Genomic DNA, 15,846 nt, shown 5'->3' on the forward strand with positions numbered 1-15,846 from the left:
GGAGCAACGGGGTTTCCAGCCCGGATCGACGCGGCGCTCGCCGCGGTTCGACCACCCCGACTCGAAGTCGGGCGTCGACAACGATACGTGATTCCGGCGCGAACGCGTGTGCACGGCGTCGACTGAGGAGGGGGAGGGGGTCAGGCGCGGATGTCGGGGACCTGTACCGGGGTGTAGACGCCGTCGCGGAACAGCACGCCGCCGCCCGCCGCGGTCTTGCCGAGCATGAACTTCGGGATCTGCGTCGCGAACGCCTGCGTGCCGGTCATCGCGTTCGACGGCGAGAGCACGAGCCCTCTGCGGGCGCGCTTCGCTTCGACGTACGGGCCGCCGAACACACTCGACACCGACTCGGTCGAGAGCGAGACGATGAACACGAGGTCACGCTTGGCTCCGATGAGCGCGTGCTCGAGGGGGGAGTCGCGGAGCGCCTCGGCGTCGTCGACGACGACCGTCATGGGGCGGTCGGGCACGGTGTCGAGCACCGCCGCGACCGCTTCGGGGCCGGCCGACGTGTCCGAGAGCACGGGGACGGAATGCCCCGCCGCGACCTCCGTGAGCACCGACGCCTTCGTCGCGACGGCCGCGACGGGAGCAGACGACCAGGCGAGCTGATGCACGATCGCGGCGAGTGCCGACGACCGTCCCGTCCCGCGATCTCCGAGGACGATGAAGCCGCCGTCCCCCGGCCAGTCGAGCGTGAAGCGCGAGAGCGTGTCCCCGCCGACGCCGATGACGGGGAGTTCGGCGCTCGAGCCCACGGCACGCGGCAGCGCATACGCCGACGAGAGCGGGACGTACGAGGGCAACGGGTCGACGTGGAAGGGCTGCGGGAGCTCGGCCAGCTCCGGGAACCCGGCGAAGTGACGCGTGACGTGGTCGACGATCGCGCGCACCGTCGCCGTCTGCCCCTCGCCGCTCGAATCGCGCGAAACGAGCGCGAGCTGCGCCTCCGTGCCGTTCGCTCCGAACAGCACACGGCCGGGCGGCATGTTCGGGGGCACCTCGCGGATCATGATGCCCGCCGACCGGTAGTCGTTCACGTCGCGCATCGGCAGCACGTATTGCGTGTCGATGAAGCTCGCGATCTTGTCTCCCGAGATGCTCCGGTCGGCTGTCACGACGACGCGGATGCCGACGGCCGGCCCCTCGCGCAGCACCCGCATGAACTGGTCGCGGAAGGAGACGAGCTCATCGGGTCCGAGCGTCGAGGCGAGCCGTTCCCAGCCGTCGACGACGACGAGCGCGAACGGCAGGGCCTCAGCGGGATCGACGAGCCGGCGCTGCTCGACGATGTTGCCGACGCCCGCGCGCGACAGCGTGTTCTGCCGGATCCCGAGCTCCTCGACGAGTCGCGACATGAGGCGTGGGAGGCGGCCCTGCTCGAGAGCGGTCACCACGGCCCCGGCGTGGGGGGCGTCGGCGAACGGCAGCAGCGCGCCGTTGCCGTAGTCGGCGACGTAGAGGTGCAGGTCGGCGGGCGTGAAGGTCTGCACCGCTTGCGCGAGCAGGGTGCGGAGCGCCGTCGTGCGCCCGGAGAGTGCGCCGCCGAAGAACATGAGGTGCGAGTCCGTCGCGACGTTCCACGTGAGGGTGCGCTGCGTCTGCTGCGCCGGGACGTCCTCGGTTCCGAGGACGATCTCGCCGTCCGCTCGCGCCTCCGAGGTGAAACGGTCGAGCGTGAGCTGCGTCGGGAGCGGGACGAGCCACGGGGACGGGTTCTTCTTCACGCCCATCGCCGCGCTCGCGTCGCCGATGAGGTTGACGAGTGCGCGCAGATCGGTGTCGTCCTGGTCGAGGATCGCCGAGGGAACGGAGGCGTCGGTCGCGAAACGCGGCGGGAACCCGAGCGTGTGCCAATCGAGTTCCGCGTGCGGCGGCAGCACCTTCCTGACGCGCTGCACGCCGGGCCGGACACCCGCGACACGAGCGGTCTGGAACGGCACCGGCGCGAGGCCGGCACCCGTCCGGACGAACCCGCGACCGGGCGTCGACGCGCTGATGAGCGCGGCCTCACCGCTGCCGAGGACGTCGGTCGAATCGCCGCGATCGGTCACGCGGAGCGCGACGCGCAGGTTGATGTTCGACTGCATCTCCGGCGTGATGACGCCAGACGGCCGCTGCGTCGCGAGCACGAGGTTGACGCCGAGCGAACGGCCGACGCGCGCGATGCGCACGAGTCCGTTGATGAAGTCGGGCAGCTCGGTCTTGAGCTCCGCGAACTCGTCGATGACGATCATGAGGCGGGCGAGGCCGTTCCGGGCCGCCGCGTCGGCGTCCTTCGACCACGCGGCGTCGATGTCCTTCGCGCCGAGATCGCGCAGGACGCGCTCACGCCGCTTCAGCTCGGCGTCGAGGGAGGCGAGGGCGCGCTCCGTCTCGCGCGCGTCGAGATTCGTGACCATGCCGACCGTGTGCGGGAGGCGCTCGCAGTCCGCGAAGGCCGAGCCGCCCTTGTAGTCGACGAGGACGAAGTTGAGCGCGTCGGGCCGGTTCGCGAGGGCGAGCGACACGACGAGCGCCTGCAGGAACTCCGACTTGCCCGACCCCGTCGTTCCCGCGACGAGGGCGTGCGGACCGTCCTGCACGATGTCGAGCGCGAACTCGCCCTCGGCGCCGGCGCCGACGACGACGTAGGTCTGACGCGGCGCGATTCGCCAGCGGTTCACGAGCACGCTCGGGTCGTCGAGGTCGACGCCGAGGAGTTCCGTGTAGCGGACGCTCGTCGGGAGGAGTCCTTCGTCGCCCGCTCCGCTGACGTGCACGATCGAGCACAGGTTCCGGGCGATCGTCTCCGCCGAGGAGAGCGAGACGCCGTCGAGGAGGACGCTCGGGTAGTACACGTCGTCGGTCTCGAGGCGGGCGAGCGTGTGGTCGCCGGGATCGACCGCGACGACCGTCGCGCACTCCTCGGGGAGCCGCGAGCGGTCGGAGTCGATCGCGACGACGTGGATGCCGTACGCCGACCCGGATGCGAGCAGCTGGACCATGCCGGGCAGCATGCGGTAGCGGCGAGCGCCGTCGATCACGACGACGACGTGGGAGTCGAACGCGCCGCGGGTCCCGGCACGCATCCGCGCCTCGAGCATCGCGGTGACCTCGCGGAGGCGCTCCCGGCGCGTGTCGTCGGTGTTGCCGATGAGTGAGACGACGCTCTCCCCGAGTTGGAGGTGGGGGAGCCATTGCGCCCAGCCCCACTCGGACGCGCTGTCGCCGTCGCACAGCACCACGAGCTGGAGGTCGCGCGGGGAGCGGAGGGCCGCGAGCGACGTGAGCATCGCGCGGAGGGTACTGCGCGTGACGTCGTCCGGTCCCGCGATACCGACGACCCCGGCCTTGAGATCGGCGACGACGGGAGCGGGCGAGACCCCGACGCGGCGCTCCGTCGTGCGGTCCTTCTGGGAGCCGCCCTCGAAGCGCACGTCGAGGTCCACCTCCGTCACGCCGATGCGCACCTCGAGCGCGTCGGGGTCCGCGATGCGCCGCTCCCACAACCGGGACAGGGGGCGGTTGACGATGTCGCGGACGACCACGGGGTCGGGCCGCCGGTACCAGGAGTCGAGGCGCTGGTCCTTCACGAGCGTCTCGATCCGCGTCTTCGTGTCCTTGACGTCCTGGACCCACTGCGCCTCGGTGCGTTCGCCCTTCCGCTTCTGCAGCCGGCGGTTGGTGAGGAAGGAGCCGATCACCATGACGGGCGACGCCGCGGCCATGAGCAGCATGACGGGCCGCTGGAACAGCACGGCCATCGTGACGCCGAGGATCACGGGGATGACCGCGGAGAGCCACGGGAGGGGAGAGGCGTCGGTCTCCTCCGGCTTGTCCCCGGGCAGTTGGACGATCGGCTGCGGCCGCTGCGGCTGGATGCGCGACGGCCGGTTGAACGCGCGCATGCCCCGGCCGTCCGGGGCGATGTCGGCGTCGGATGCCGGGCCGACACCGATGCGGAAGAGCCCGCTGCCGAGCTGCACGAGGTCGGCGGGGACGAGCGTGACGGAGCCGGACCGTTCCTCGCCGTTGACCCAGACGGGAGCCGAGGTCGTGAGCGTCGCGAGGAGCGCGCCGCGCCGGTTCTCGTCGCCGGCGTCGAGGGTGATGACGGCATCGCGCTCTCCGAGCCAGGGGTCCGCGATCCTCACGTCGGCCGTCGCCCCGTTGCCGATCGAGACCGGGACCCCGGGGGTCAAGGCGATCGTCTCGCCCGCGAACGGACCGCCGACGACCTCGAGCCGCGGCCACCCGGCCGGCAGGTCGCGCGCGTCGGCCTGGGGGAGCGCCGTCCCCGTGAGGACGGCGCCGTTCAGCACGCCGGCCTCGGCGAGCGACGCGTCGGGCGACGCCTGCACGAGCTCGCCGGGCGCGACCTTGAGGGACTCGGCGATCTCGGCGACGGTCGTCGACTCGTCGACCTTGAGGAGCCACGATCCCGCCGTCCCGGAGTGCGGGTTCCGAACGCTCAGTCGAAGGGCCATGAGGAGGGTGCTCCATCCGTGGGGGTGGCGAGGGCGAAGAGGAGAGGGATCGCGGCGTTGCGTGTCATCCGCTCGCCCTGTCGAGCAGCCCGATGAGCGCGTCGAAGGGGCTCGGCTCGGGGGCCGGCGGGTCCTCGACGGGGATCCGGGACGGCACGATCACGCGTGATTCCGGAGCGGCGTCCGCGGTGAGAGGACCAGGCAGCGGGGCGTCGGCCAGGCCTGCGGCGACGACGGTCACGCTCCCCACGGCGTGCTCGCCGTCCTCCGTCACGACCGTGAACGAGAACTGGTCGACGGGTGCGTCGCTCGCGCGGAACTCCGCCGTGCCCTCGCCCGCGCAGACCGCGGTGCCGCGGACGGCGGCACCGCAACCGGTGACGATCGGTGTCTCGTCGGGATCGCTCGACGCGACGAGGGACGCGAGATCGATCGTCGTCGAGCCGTCCCGTTCCGCCTCGACGACCGTGTGCTGTGCGAGGAGCGTGGACGGTCCCGTCGGGTACACGGAGACGGTGAGCGTCGCCGTCTCCGAGGGGTGCCCGAGGTCGTCCATGACGCGCACGTTCAGCTCGGCCTCGCCCGTGAAGTCCGGAGCTGCGGCGAGCTCGAGGTGCGTCGACGTCACGCCGAGCGTCCCGGCGCGTCGCGGGGAGACGCCGACGGCCTCGATGCGCGTCTCGCCCTCGGCGGAGCACAGGGTGCACGCGACGCGCAGGTCGGAGAGCGGGACGAGGACGCGGGAACCCTGCGCGAAGGGCACGGGGTACACGGTCGACGCGAGCGCCGGCGGCTCCGGCGGGGCGAGTCCCACGCTGTAGACGACGGCGAGGGTCGTCGTGCCGGTCGTGAGGGTCACCGCGACGTCCTGGCGCGGGAGCTCCGGGTCGTAGTCGGGAGCCGAGAAGGTGAGCTTCGACGGTTCGCACGCGACCCCGATGCCGGCGGGGGCCGTGATCGCGCCGCAATCGGCGATCGTCCAGCCCTGGGCTGGCGCGACGTCGGCGGTCGACCGGTAGGGGATGTCGACGACGGTCACGCCGCTCGTCGCAGCGATCGCGGGAGCCGCCAGGGCGGTTCCCGGGACGACGGCGAGGAGGAGCGAGACGACGAGGGTGAGGACGAGCGGAAGCCGACGGCGGGCGCGCGAGACGCGCCGGGTCGGCGTCGTCGCTCTGTCGCTCATGCCCGGTTGTCCCCCTTCGGTCCCCTCCGAGTAAGCGGGGCCGTCGCCACTATGCTAGGTCGTGCCGTCCGACCGGGACAGTCATGGCCGACCACGAGGTCGCCGCCCGTCGGCCGAGGGGATGCATGGACAGCACCGCGTCGTCGTTCCGCCGGGACCGCCGGAACGCCCGGGGCTCGGGCGACACGTCACCGCCCGACTCGTCGCAGGCTGCGTCCGGGGTGTCCGCGGGGGCCGCCGTCGACGGCGACACGATCGGGTGGGACCCGGAGCGCGAGGTCGTCGTCTCGGCATCGGCGATCCCCCCGGCGGCCGAGGCCACGTGGGCGCCGTCGCCCGATCACCCGTCGACGCTCTCCGCCCCGAGTGGTTCGTCCTCGCCGGGTCCTGCCGTCGCGGCCGCCGCGGAGCGGCAACCCGCCGTTCCGGCGGGAGCTCCCGCGGCGCCGCCGTCACCGTCGAGCCCGCCGACCTCGGATGCCGCGGGCGTGCGGCTCGGCTGGGAACCGGGGCAACCGGCGTTGTCCGCCGACACCGTCGGTGCTGCGGCGCCCGTGAAGCGCGGCCTCGTCTCGGGCGCGACGGTCCTGCCCGAGATCACCGAGGCGCCTCCGGCCCCGCGCAAGCTCTGGAAGCACCCCGCGTTCATCGTCTCGATGATCACGACGCTCATCGCCGTGGGTGTCGCGGTGACGCTCATCATCATGACGGCCCTCGCGGAGGGCCCGCCGCGCGTGACGGGACTCGACATCACGGCGGGCAGTGGCGGTGTCGCCCTGTCGTGGAACGGTCCGGACGTGCCGTACGACGTCTTCGTCGTGAGCGACGGCACCGACGGCACCGACGTCCTCGACGTCTCGCAAGCAGTGCGCGGCCGCGACATCTGGATGCCGCGCGCGTTCGGGTACTACGACGACGCGTCGTGCTTCGTGGTCCGCGCGTCGAGCCTCGACGGGGACGTCTCGCTCGCGGCGGAGGCGCTCGACGAGCAGGGGGCCGCGAGCGTGTGCATGACCGACGCCGATGAGTGATCGGCGTCTCCTGAGCGTCACCGCGTTCGTCCTCGCTGCGTCTCTCGGGCTCTCGGGCTGCACAGCGGCGGCGGAACCCACCCCGGCGCCGACCCCGACGAACGTCGACCTCTCGCAGGTCGACGTCACGGACGTCGACCGCAACGGCGTCGAGTACCTGTCCGGTCAGGACGCCCTCGACGCGGTCCTCTCCGGGATGGACGATGCGGGCGCCGTGACGGCCGTCGGCTCGTTCCAGGAGCGGCCCGACGAGGACAGCGGCGGTCCGACGCGCCGCCTGCAGGTCTCGCTCACCGGCACAGAGTCGCGCTTCCGCGCCGACATCGCGGCGGCGGACGTCGCCGTCACCGCCGTCGTCGTCGACGGTCGCGCCTACCTCACGGGGAACCCGCCGTTCGCCGCGCTGCTCGGTATCCCCGAGGCCTCCGATGGTCTCGTGTGCGTCGCCGCGGACGACCCGCGCGTCACCGCGTGGGCCCCCGCTCTCTCCCCGTCAGACCTCCTCGAATCGATGCTCGGCGAGGCCGCCGGCGAGGCCGCCGGCGTGACCCTCGAGCCCGCGACGGATCCCGAGGCCGTCACCGATTCCGTCGAGTTCGTCATCGGATCCGCCGGATCGCCCATCGGTTCCCTCGTCGTCGCGACGACGGGTCCCGCCGTTCCCCTCCGGCTCGTCGCGGCGGACCCCCGCGGCGACGCCGAGGTCACCTTCACCTGGGGCGAGACGCCGGAGGTCCCCGAGCCGACGGACGCCCTGATCCCCTGCGCCTAGCTCCCGCGGCACCGGAGCCGGGGTCCCGGCCTCACCGCTGCGTCCTAAGCTGAGGTCGTGGAGCAGAAGCCGGTCGACGACGCGAACCCGAGCCCGGAGCTCACGACGCACGGCGTCGGACCCTGGCAGGGCGACCGGCCGGACGACCCGCGTTTCGACCCGGAACTCCTCGAGGACGGCGACTCCCGCAACGTCATCGACCGCTACCGGTACTGGTCGATGGACGCGATCGTCGCGGATCTCGATGCGCGGCGGCACCCGTTCCACGTCGCGATCGAGAACTGGCAGCACGACATGAACATCGGCTCGATCGTGCGGAGCGCGAACGCGTTCCTCGCCGAGACCGTGCACATCGTGGGGCGTCGGCGGTGGAACAAGCGCGGGGCGATGGTCACGGACCGGTACCAGCACGTCCTCCACCACGCCGACGTGTCCGATCTCGTCGCGTGGGCCGCCGAGCGCGGCATCCCGATCATCGGCGTCGACAACGTCCCGGGTTCACGCCCGATCGACGAGGAGCCGCTCCCCGAGCGGTGCGTCCTGCTCTTCGGGCAGGAAGGCCCCGGGCTCTCCGCCGAGGCCATCGCGGCGTCCGAGCGCGTCGTCGAGATCCGCCAGTTCGGGTCGACGCGGTCCATCAACGCGTCCGCCGCAGCGGCGATCGTCATGCACGAGTGGGTCCGGACTCACGCAATCCGGTCGTAATACAGCACCGAACGTGGAATGCCAAGCACGTGGCGGAGGTTACGGCACCTGACACGACCCGTGGCGCCGTGTCGGGGGTAGCGCCTACTCTCAACAGACAACCGGACGTCGATCCACACGAGGGGAGCCCGGTACGCATGATCACCTTCGAAGGTGTCTCTAAGAGATTCCCCGACGGCTCCGTGGCCGTCGACGACTTCTCGCTCACGATCCCGTCCCGATCCACCACGGTTCTCGTGGGGTCGTCTGGCAGCGGCAAGACCACACTCTTGCGCATGATCAACCGCATGGTCGACCCGACGGGTGGCCGCATCCTCATCGACGACGAAGACGTCGCGGGCCTCGAGCCCGTGAAGCTCCGTCGTCGCATCGGCTACGTCATGCAGAACTCGGGGCTCCTCCCGCACCGCACGGTGATCGACAACGTCGCGACGGTCCCGATTCTCGAGGGCGTCAAGAAGTCCGTCGCGCACGAGCAGGCACTCCGCCTCCTCGACACGGTGGGGCTCGACCGCGGCCTTGCGAAGCGCTACCCCGCTCAGCTCTCGGGCGGCCAGCAGCAGCGCGTCGGGGTCGCGCGCGGTCTCGCCGTCGACCCGAACATCCTGCTCATGGACGAGCCGTTCGGCGCCGTCGATCCGCTCGTCCGCGACGAACTGCAGCAGGAACTGCTGCGCATTCAGCGCGAGCTCTCGAAGACCGTCGTCTTCGTCACGCACGACATCGACGAGGCGTTCCTCCTCGGCGACCAGGTCGTCATCCTCCGCACGGGCGGCGTGATCGCGCAAGCGGGCACCCCGGCGGAGATCCTCGCGAACCCGGCGGACGAGTTCGTCGCGAGCTTCATCGGAGCCGATCGCGGCAAGAGGTCCCTTCACGTCGACGCCGAGCACGGCGACCTCGCGCGCGGCGAGCGTGTGCTCGTCGACGGCACGGGCCGCGTCGTCGGGATCCTGCGCGACGAACCCGGCATCGCCAGCTCCCACGGGGCTGCATCGTCATGACGTGGGTCCTCGCCAATCTCGAGCAGATCTGGCGGCTCACCCTCGACCACGTCGCGTTGAGTGTGCCGCCCATCATCCTCGGCTTCCTCATCGCCGTGCCGCTGGGGTGGCTCGCTCACCGCTACCGTCCGTCCCGCGGCATCGTCCTCACGGTCAGCGGTTTGCTCTACACGATCCCCGGCATCGCGCTCTTCCTGTCCCTCCCGGTCGTCCTCGGCACCCGCATCCTCGATCCGATCAACGTCATCGTCGGTATGACGATCTACGCCGTCGCCCTGCTCGCGCGCACCGCCGCCGACGCGTTCGACGCCGTCTCGAACGACGTGCGGCAGTCGTCGGTCGCCGTGGGTTACGGTCCCATCCGCCGCTTCTTCGTCGTCGAGCTTCCGCTCGCCGGGCCGGTGTTGCTGTCGGGACTACGCGTCGTCTCGGCGAGCACGGTCAGTCTCGTGTCGATCGGATCGCTCATCGGCGTCTCGAGCCTCGGATACTTCTTTCTCAACGGGCTCAACCGCCGGTTCCCGACGGAGATCCTCACGGGGATCGTCGGCGTCATCGTGATCGCCGTCGTGTTCGACCTGTTCCTCGTCCTCATCGGGCGCGTGCTGCTGCCGTGGGCTCGCGACGCACGTCCGAGCGCACGACGTGGACGACGGGCGGTCGCGTGAACTCCCTCCTCGGCGCCCTCGCGTGGCTCACGGATCCGGTCAACTGGTCGGGTTCGCGCGGCATCCCCGTCCGTCTCCTCGAGCATCTCGGTATCACGGGAATCGCCGTCCTCGTCGCGGCGCTCATCGCGGTGTCGCTCGGTCTCTACATCGGGCACACCGGTCGACTGTCGTTCCTCGTCGTGAGCACGACGGGCGCGCTTCGGGCGCTGCCGACGCTCGGTCTCCTCGTGCTCTTCGCGCTGTGGCTCGGCATCGGACTCGGGCCGGTCATCATCGTCCTCGTCGTCCTCGCGATCCCGCCGCTGCTCGCCGGCGCGTACGCGGGAGTCGAGTCCGTCGACCGCAGCACGATCGACGCCGCCCGCGCCATGGGCATGACGGAGTGGCAGATCCTCACGCGCGTGGAGATCCCGCTCGGTCTCCCCATCATCGTCGGCGGGCTGCGCTCGGCCGTCCTGCAGGTCGTCGCCACGGCGACCATCGCGGCCTACCTGCCGATCGGCGGGCTCGGGCGCTACATCTTCGACTACCTGACATTGCGCCGCTTCGAGCCGGTGTTCGCCGGCGCCATCCTCGTCACCCTGCTCGCCCTCGTCCTCGAAGGCGTCTTCGCGCTCCTCCAGCGGCTCGCCGTCCCGCGCGGGGTGCGGATCCTGCAGGGATCGTCCGCCGCTCGCGGCGGCATCGGTCGCGCCGAGCGCATACAGCTCGCGGCCGGCTCGCTCGACGGCGATGCTCCACCGGGCCCGCCCGGTGACCGGCCGGACCCCGTCCCGGCCGCCCCCACGTCCTCTCACCCCACACAGTAAAGGAAGTCCCATGTTCACGAATCGACGCAAGCGACTGACGATCGGGCTGCTCGCAGCCGGCGCGGCGCTCACGCTCGCCGCGTGCTCCAGCTCCGACCCCATCACGGGCGGCGGTGGCGGTGGAGACGAGGCGGGCTCCGACGACCCGCGGACGATCGCGGTCGGATCGGCCGGTTTCGCCGAGTCCGAGATCATCGCCGAGATCTACGCCCAGGCCCTCGAGGCGAACGACTACACGGTCGAGCGCACGATGCAGATCGGCCAGCGCGACGCCTACGTCGCCGCTCTCGAGGACGGGTCGATCGACCTCGTCCCCGACTACACCGGCAACCTCCTGCAGTTCTACGACGACCAGAGCGAGGCCGTCACGAGCGACGAGGTCTACACGGCGCTCGGCGAGGCCCTTCCCGAGGGCTACGAGGTCCTCGACCAGGCCGAGGCCGAGGACAAGGACAGTTACAACGTCACGAAGGAGTTCGCCGACCAGTACGGTCTCACGAGCCTCGCCGACCTGGTCACGGTCGAGGGGCCGCTCATCATCGGCGGTAACCCGGAGCTCGCCGAGCGCCCTTACGGCCCCATCGGCCTGCAGGAGATCTACGGCGTCTCGCCCTCGAACGTCCAGTTCGAGCCGATCAGCGACTCGGGCGGACCTCTCACGGTCCAGGCGCTCCTCGACGGCACCGTCAACATCGCCAACATCTACACGACGACACCGGCGATCGCGGACAACGATCTCGTGACGCTCGAGGACCCGGAGAACATGATCCTCCCGCAGAACGTGGTCCCGCTCATCGCGTCCGACGCCGCCACGGACGAGGTCGCCGAGATCCTCAACAGCGTGTCAGCCGAACTGACGACCGAGGACCTCATCGAGCTCAACGGTCGCAACCAGGGGGACGAGAAGGCCTCGCCCGGCGCTCTCGCGACCGACTGGCTGGCCGAGAAGGACCTCTTCCAGTAACCAAAGTGCTACACCCGCTCGAGGGCGCCAGGTGCACCTGGCGCCCTCGAGTCGCATCTGTAGCCCTCGCGGCACGACCTCGGATGTGATGCGGAGGCACGAGCGGTAGGCTGGAACATGTGACTGGACACGACCTGCTGGGGACCCCCGAGACGCGGCTCCCCGCTGAACCGGAGGTCGTCGCGGCGCTCGCGTCGGCGACCACGATCGACGACATCGAAGCGGTCGTCCGCGCTCATCCGACCTCCTCGCTCGCGTGGGCCCTGCTGGCGGAGCACAGCTTCCACCCCGCGTCGGCCCTGCAGGCGTACGCGTACGCGCGGGTCGGCTACCACCGTGGACTCGACGCCCTCCGCAAGGCCGGTTGGCGCGGACAGGGTCCTATCCCGTGGTCGCACGAGCCGAACCGCGGGGTCCTCCGTTCGCTCTACGCCCTGCGCAAGGCGGCGGCGGCGATCGGCGAGACGGACGAGGTGACGCGCCTCGACGAGTTCCTCCGCGGCGCCGACGAGACGGCCGTCGCGCGGATCGAGTCGCTGGGTGAGAACCGTGACGACCCGTCGCCCTCCACCGAGGCGTTCGTCATCCGCGGCCTGGACTGACCGGCCGCGCACTGAACTGACCGAGCACCCGCTCGGCCGAAGGAAAGGGCATCGAGCATGCCGGGAATCGTGATCGTCGGCGCCCAGTGGGGCGACGAAGGAAAAGGCAAGGCGACGGACCTCCTCGGAAGTCGCATCGACTACGTCGTGAAGTTCAACGGCGGCAACAACGCCGGCCACACCGTGGTCGTCGGCAACGAGAAGTACGCGCTGCACCTCCTGCCGTCCGGAATCCTCACTCCGGGCGTCACCCCGGTGATCGCGAACGGTGTCGTCGTCGACCTCGAAGTGCTCTTCCACGAGCTCGAGGCACTCACGGCCCGCGGCGTCGATGTGTCCCGGCTCCGGGTGAGCGCGAACGCGCACATCATCACGCACTATCACCGCACGATCGACAAGGTCACGGAGCGCTTCCTCGGCAAGCGCCAGATCGGTACGACCGGTCGCGGCATCGGCCCGGCCTACGCCGACAAGATCAACCGCGTCGGCATCCGCGTGCAGGACCTCTTCGACGAGAACATCCTGCGGCAGAAGGTCGAGGGCGCGCTCGACGTCAAGAACCACATGCTCGTCAAGATCTACAACCGTCGCGCGATCGCCGTCGACGAGATCGTCGACGACCTGCTCTCCTACGTGGAGCGGCTCCGACCGATGGTGGCGGACACGGCGCTCGAGCTCCACGAGGCGCTCGAGCGCGACGAGATCGTCCTCTTCGAGGGCGGCCAGGCGACGATGCTCGACGTCGACCACGGGACGTACCCCTTCGTCACGTCGTCGAACGCGACCTCCGGTGGGGCGTCGACCGGGTCGGGCGTCGCGCCCAACCGAATCGACCGCGTGATCGGCATCGTCAAGGCGTACACGACGCGCGTCGGCGCGGGACCGTTCCCCACCGAGCTCTTCGACGAGTCGGGTGATTACCTCCGCGCGACGGGCTTCGAGTTCGGCACGACGACGGGGCGTCCTCGCCGCGTGGGCTGGTACGACGCTCCCATCGCGCGGTACGCCGCGCGCATCAACGGCGTGACCGACTTCGTGCTCACGAAGCTCGACGTGCTCGATGACCTCGACACCATCCCCGTCTGCGTCGCCTACGAGGTCGACGGCGTGCGGGTCGAGGAGATCCCGGTCTCGCAGTCCGACTTCCACCACGCGAAGCCCATCTACGAGGAGTTCCCGGGCTGGAAGCAGGACATCACCGGTTGCCGGACGTTCGAGTCGCTTCCGAAGAACGCGCAGGACTACGTCCTCGCGCTCGAGTCGATGAGCGGCTCGCGGATCTCCGTCATCGGTGTGGGGCCCGGCCGCGACGAGGTCGTCGTCCGACACAATCTCCTCCCCTAGTACATCAATTCGGCGATGGTGCGCGTAATCGCGCGCACCATCGCCGAATTAATGGGGTCAGACGACGGAGAAGTCCGGGGGGAGCGCGGCGCGTCCCGTGAGGGCCATGAGGAGCTGCTCGCCCTTGCCGGTGCGGGCGGCGATGCCGGCGGCGAGAGTCGCCGTGGCCTCAACGAGATCGGCGGGAACGGTGACCGGGACGCCGAGCGCCCTGCCGATGTCCATGGAGTGCACGACGAGCTCGAACACGCGCGTGTGCAGGTACTCCTCGAGCAGAATGCCGAGCCCTCCGATCGAGACGACGCGGCCGGGCGGCTGCGCTTCGACGAGTGCGATCGCGCGGTCGCGGAGTAAGCGGACGCGGGCGACAGGATCGTCGCCGAGCGACTCCCCGACCTCGACACCTCGGCGCTGGATCGCCTCCGGATTGGTGTACACGAGGTAGAGCGTGCCGTAGTAGTCGGCCGCCGTGTCGATCGAGACGGAGCCCGGTTCGTCGAGTCCCAGGTATTCGCTCACTGTGATGAGCGCTCGTGCGGTGTGACCGACGAGACCGCGGACGTCCCACGTTCCGAGACCGGGGCTCGACCATGCCTCCGGCGGCACCGACTCGACGACCTGGACGAAGAGGGCTGACGCTGCCCGGAAGCGATCGATGCTCACCATGGCACCATGCTGGCACGGCGGGCTGGCACACTGAAGAGATGGACGACGACGCGGTGGCCTTCTGGCTCGGCAGCTACACCCCCGGGGCGGACGGGGCCGGCGACGGCACCGGCGTCGGGGTCCGAGCGCTCGGTCGTGAGGAGTCCGGCGGACTCGTGCCCATCGCTGACGTCGAGGCGGACTCGCCGTCGTGGGTCGTGCAGCACCCGACCCTCCCCGTCGTCTACGCTGCCGAGGAGTTCTCCGGCTTCGTCGTGGCGTTCCGTGCATCGCCGGACGGCACGCTCACGCCTCTCGGCGATCCCGTCGAGGTGGGTGGGATCGTGTGCCACCTCACTGTGGCCTCCCGCGGTGACGCGCTCATCGCGTCGTGCTACGGCGACGGCCGTGTCGTCGTGCTCGCGCTCGCGCCCGACGGGAGCCTCTTCCGCACGCCGGTCGAGCTCGCGCCGGCTGTCGATCCGTACGTCGTGCCGACGTCGGCGACGCTCGCTCGCGGTGGACTGCTGCTTCCGGACTCCGCGACCGACCCGACCGAGCCAGCGTCGACCGACGTCGACCCTCGGCAGTCGCGCGCTCACACGTCGCGCTGGCTCTCCGACGGTCGCCTCGCGACGACGGACCTCGGCTTCGACCTCGTTCGGTTCTGGCGCCGCGGCTCATCGTCGACGGCGCCCCTCGTCCTCGACCATGAGGTGACCCTGCCGCGCGGAGTGGGCCCGCGTCACCTCGCATGGCACGAGAGCGGACACCTGCATGTGGTGACCGAGTACTCGATCGAGGTCTTCACGCTGCGGGCCGGCCACGACGGCCGCTTCTCGGTGGTCGCCGGCGTCGAGGCGACCTCGGACGGAGCGCAGGACGGCGACTCGGCCGCCGAGCTCACGGTCGTCGGATCGCGCGAGCACCTGCACACGAGCGTGCGCGGCAGCGACCGGATCTCGACGCTGCAGATCCGAGGCGACGGGAGCGAGCTCCGTGCCGTCGGCGACGTCGACAGCGGAGGAGCCGTGCCTCGCCACCACGCCGAGGACGGCGGCGTCCTGCACGTCGCGAATCAGGGGTCGGGAACGATCGACTCATTCGAGATCGACGAGAGGACGGGCGTCCCGGCCCGCCGCGTGGGACGCGTGGAGGTCGGCTCGCCGACGTGCCTCACGCCCGCGTCTGTAGCGGGAGGCGCGACAGGAGAGCGCGCGACTGCCGCGCCGGCGACGGAATGACCGCGGGCGGCGGCCGCACGCCCCGGCCGTCGCCACATGGGTGGTGGCAGACTGATTCGCCCTCGGTGTCGCCCACACGTCGGTTCCCGCCAGGGGCGCGAACCGACGGGGACGGGCCCTGGCGCCGGACGCGACTCCGCGAGTCGCGCGAGACTCAGCCCGCGACCGGTCGATTCAACGGATTCCGTGGTGCGACGCCTTTTTCGCAACCGACTCTGGCATTCAAACCCGTGCGGATGTATCGTAATCGTCACCCGGGGTTCGGAGCGACGGCGAGCTGGCGGCCCGCCATTCCCGAGGGTGAGGATCGCCCACCGTCGCTCCGGCCCGCCCCGAGAGCGGCCACGCTCGCCCGCCTCCACCCCTGAAAATCCCCTATGTGCTCGAAAATACGTGC

13 protein-coding genes are annotated in these 15,846 nt (G+C 70.8%); 10 read left to right on the top strand and 3 right to left on the bottom strand.

The genetic code is table 11. The annotated features are described in order from the left end of the window. Window positions 1–140: 140 nt before the first annotated feature. Window positions 141–4,472, bottom strand: a complete 4,332-nt coding sequence (locus ELQ90_RS04090; RefSeq protein WP_128493955.1) for an FtsK/SpoIIIE domain-containing protein — start codon at window positions 4,470–4,472, stop codon at window positions 141–143. Between the two features lie 64 nt (window positions 4,473–4,536). Continuing rightward, window positions 4,537–5,658 carry a hypothetical protein gene (locus tag ELQ90_RS04095; protein ID WP_128493956.1) on the bottom strand — a complete coding sequence of 374 codons (1,122 nt, stop codon included), beginning with the start codon at window positions 5,656–5,658 and terminating at the stop codon, window positions 4,537–4,539. Between the two features lie 125 nt (window positions 5,659–5,783). Between ELQ90_RS04095 and ELQ90_RS16540 the strand changes: the two genes are divergently transcribed. The 9 genes from ELQ90_RS16540 (at window position 5,784) to ELQ90_RS04145 (ending at window position 13,560) form a co-directional block, all read left to right on the top strand. Beyond that, on the top strand, window positions 5,784–6,689 hold the full coding sequence (locus tag ELQ90_RS16540; protein ID WP_166408819.1) for a hypothetical protein: 906 nt from the start codon (window positions 5,784–5,786) through the stop codon (window positions 6,687–6,689). Continuing rightward, window positions 6,682–7,461 carry a hypothetical protein gene (locus ELQ90_RS04110; RefSeq protein WP_128493959.1) on the top strand — a complete coding sequence of 260 codons (780 nt, stop codon included), beginning with the start codon at window positions 6,682–6,684 and terminating at the stop codon, window positions 7,459–7,461. Before ELQ90_RS16540 ends, ELQ90_RS04110 begins: the two co-directional genes overlap by 8 nt. A gap of 57 nt (window positions 7,462–7,518) precedes the next feature. After that, complete coding sequence (locus ELQ90_RS04115) at window positions 7,519–8,166, top strand: TrmH family RNA methyltransferase (protein ID WP_128493960.1); 648 nt, start codon at window positions 7,519–7,521, stop codon at window positions 8,164–8,166. A gap of 137 nt (window positions 8,167–8,303) precedes the next feature. Beyond that, a complete protein-coding gene (locus ELQ90_RS04120) occupies window positions 8,304–9,170 on the top strand; it encodes an ABC transporter ATP-binding protein (RefSeq protein WP_128493961.1) in 867 nt (288 codons plus the stop codon). After that, complete coding sequence (locus tag ELQ90_RS04125) at window positions 9,167–9,838, top strand: ABC transporter permease (protein ID WP_128493962.1); 672 nt, start codon at window positions 9,167–9,169, stop codon at window positions 9,836–9,838. Before ELQ90_RS04120 ends, ELQ90_RS04125 begins: the two co-directional genes overlap by 4 nt. Next, on the top strand, window positions 9,835–10,650 hold the full coding sequence (locus ELQ90_RS04130; RefSeq protein ID WP_128493963.1) for an ABC transporter permease: 816 nt from the start codon (window positions 9,835–9,837) through the stop codon (window positions 10,648–10,650). The genes ELQ90_RS04125 and ELQ90_RS04130 overlap by 4 nt, the downstream gene beginning before the upstream one ends. A 10-nt stretch (window positions 10,651–10,660) precedes the next feature. Beyond that, window positions 10,661–11,614: an ABC transporter substrate-binding protein gene (locus tag ELQ90_RS04135; RefSeq protein WP_128493964.1), complete on the top strand. Its 954-nt coding sequence runs from the start codon at window positions 10,661–10,663 to the stop codon at window positions 11,612–11,614. 119 nt (window positions 11,615–11,733) lie between these two features. Continuing rightward, window positions 11,734–12,216: a DUF3151 domain-containing protein gene (locus ELQ90_RS04140; protein WP_128493965.1), complete on the top strand. Its 483-nt coding sequence runs from the start codon at window positions 11,734–11,736 to the stop codon at window positions 12,214–12,216. 57 nt (window positions 12,217–12,273) lie between these two features. Beyond that, window positions 12,274–13,560 carry an adenylosuccinate synthase gene (locus ELQ90_RS04145; protein WP_128493966.1) on the top strand — a complete coding sequence of 429 codons (1,287 nt, stop codon included), beginning with the start codon at window positions 12,274–12,276 and terminating at the stop codon, window positions 13,558–13,560. Between the two features lie 57 nt (window positions 13,561–13,617). Here ELQ90_RS04145 and ELQ90_RS04150 read toward each other — a convergent pair whose 3' ends face one another. Next, a complete protein-coding gene (locus ELQ90_RS04150; protein ID WP_128493967.1) occupies window positions 13,618–14,226 on the bottom strand; it encodes a maleylpyruvate isomerase family mycothiol-dependent enzyme in 609 nt (202 codons plus the stop codon). A 38-nt stretch (window positions 14,227–14,264) separates the two neighbouring features. On the opposite strand from ELQ90_RS04150, the gene ELQ90_RS04155 reads away from it, so the two are divergent. Next, complete coding sequence (locus ELQ90_RS04155; protein ID WP_128493968.1) at window positions 14,265–15,449, top strand: lactonase family protein; 1,185 nt, start codon at window positions 14,265–14,267, stop codon at window positions 15,447–15,449. Window positions 15,450–15,846 lie beyond the last annotated feature (397 nt).

It is taken from the genome of Labedella phragmitis (genome assembly GCF_004078635.1).
GTDB lineage: Bacteria > Actinomycetota > Actinomycetes > Actinomycetales > Microbacteriaceae > Labedella > Labedella phragmitis.

Coding starts and splice junctions, on each gene's coding strand:
- ELQ90_RS04090 (WP_128493955.1), bottom strand. CDS start 4,472: ATGGCCCTTCGACTGAGCGTTCGGAACCCGCACTCCGGGACGGCGGGA.
- ELQ90_RS04125 (WP_128493962.1), top strand. CDS start 9,167: ATGACGTGGGTCCTCGCCAATCTCGAGCAGATCTGGCGGCTCACCCTC.
- ELQ90_RS04095 (WP_128493956.1), bottom strand. CDS start 5,658: ATGAGCGACAGAGCGACGACGCCGACCCGGCGCGTCTCGCGCGCCCGC.
- ELQ90_RS04150 (WP_128493967.1), bottom strand. CDS start 14,226: ATGGTGAGCATCGATCGCTTCCGGGCAGCGTCAGCCCTCTTCGTCCAG.
- ELQ90_RS04145 (WP_128493966.1), top strand. CDS start 12,274: ATGCCGGGAATCGTGATCGTCGGCGCCCAGTGGGGCGACGAAGGAAAA.
- ELQ90_RS16540 (WP_166408819.1), top strand. CDS start 5,784: ATGGACAGCACCGCGTCGTCGTTCCGCCGGGACCGCCGGAACGCCCGG.
- ELQ90_RS04155 (WP_128493968.1), top strand. CDS start 14,265: ATGGACGACGACGCGGTGGCCTTCTGGCTCGGCAGCTACACCCCCGGG.
- ELQ90_RS04120 (WP_128493961.1), top strand. CDS start 8,304: ATGATCACCTTCGAAGGTGTCTCTAAGAGATTCCCCGACGGCTCCGTG.
- ELQ90_RS04110 (WP_128493959.1), top strand. CDS start 6,682: ATGAGTGATCGGCGTCTCCTGAGCGTCACCGCGTTCGTCCTCGCTGCG.
- ELQ90_RS04135 (WP_128493964.1), top strand. CDS start 10,661: ATGTTCACGAATCGACGCAAGCGACTGACGATCGGGCTGCTCGCAGCC.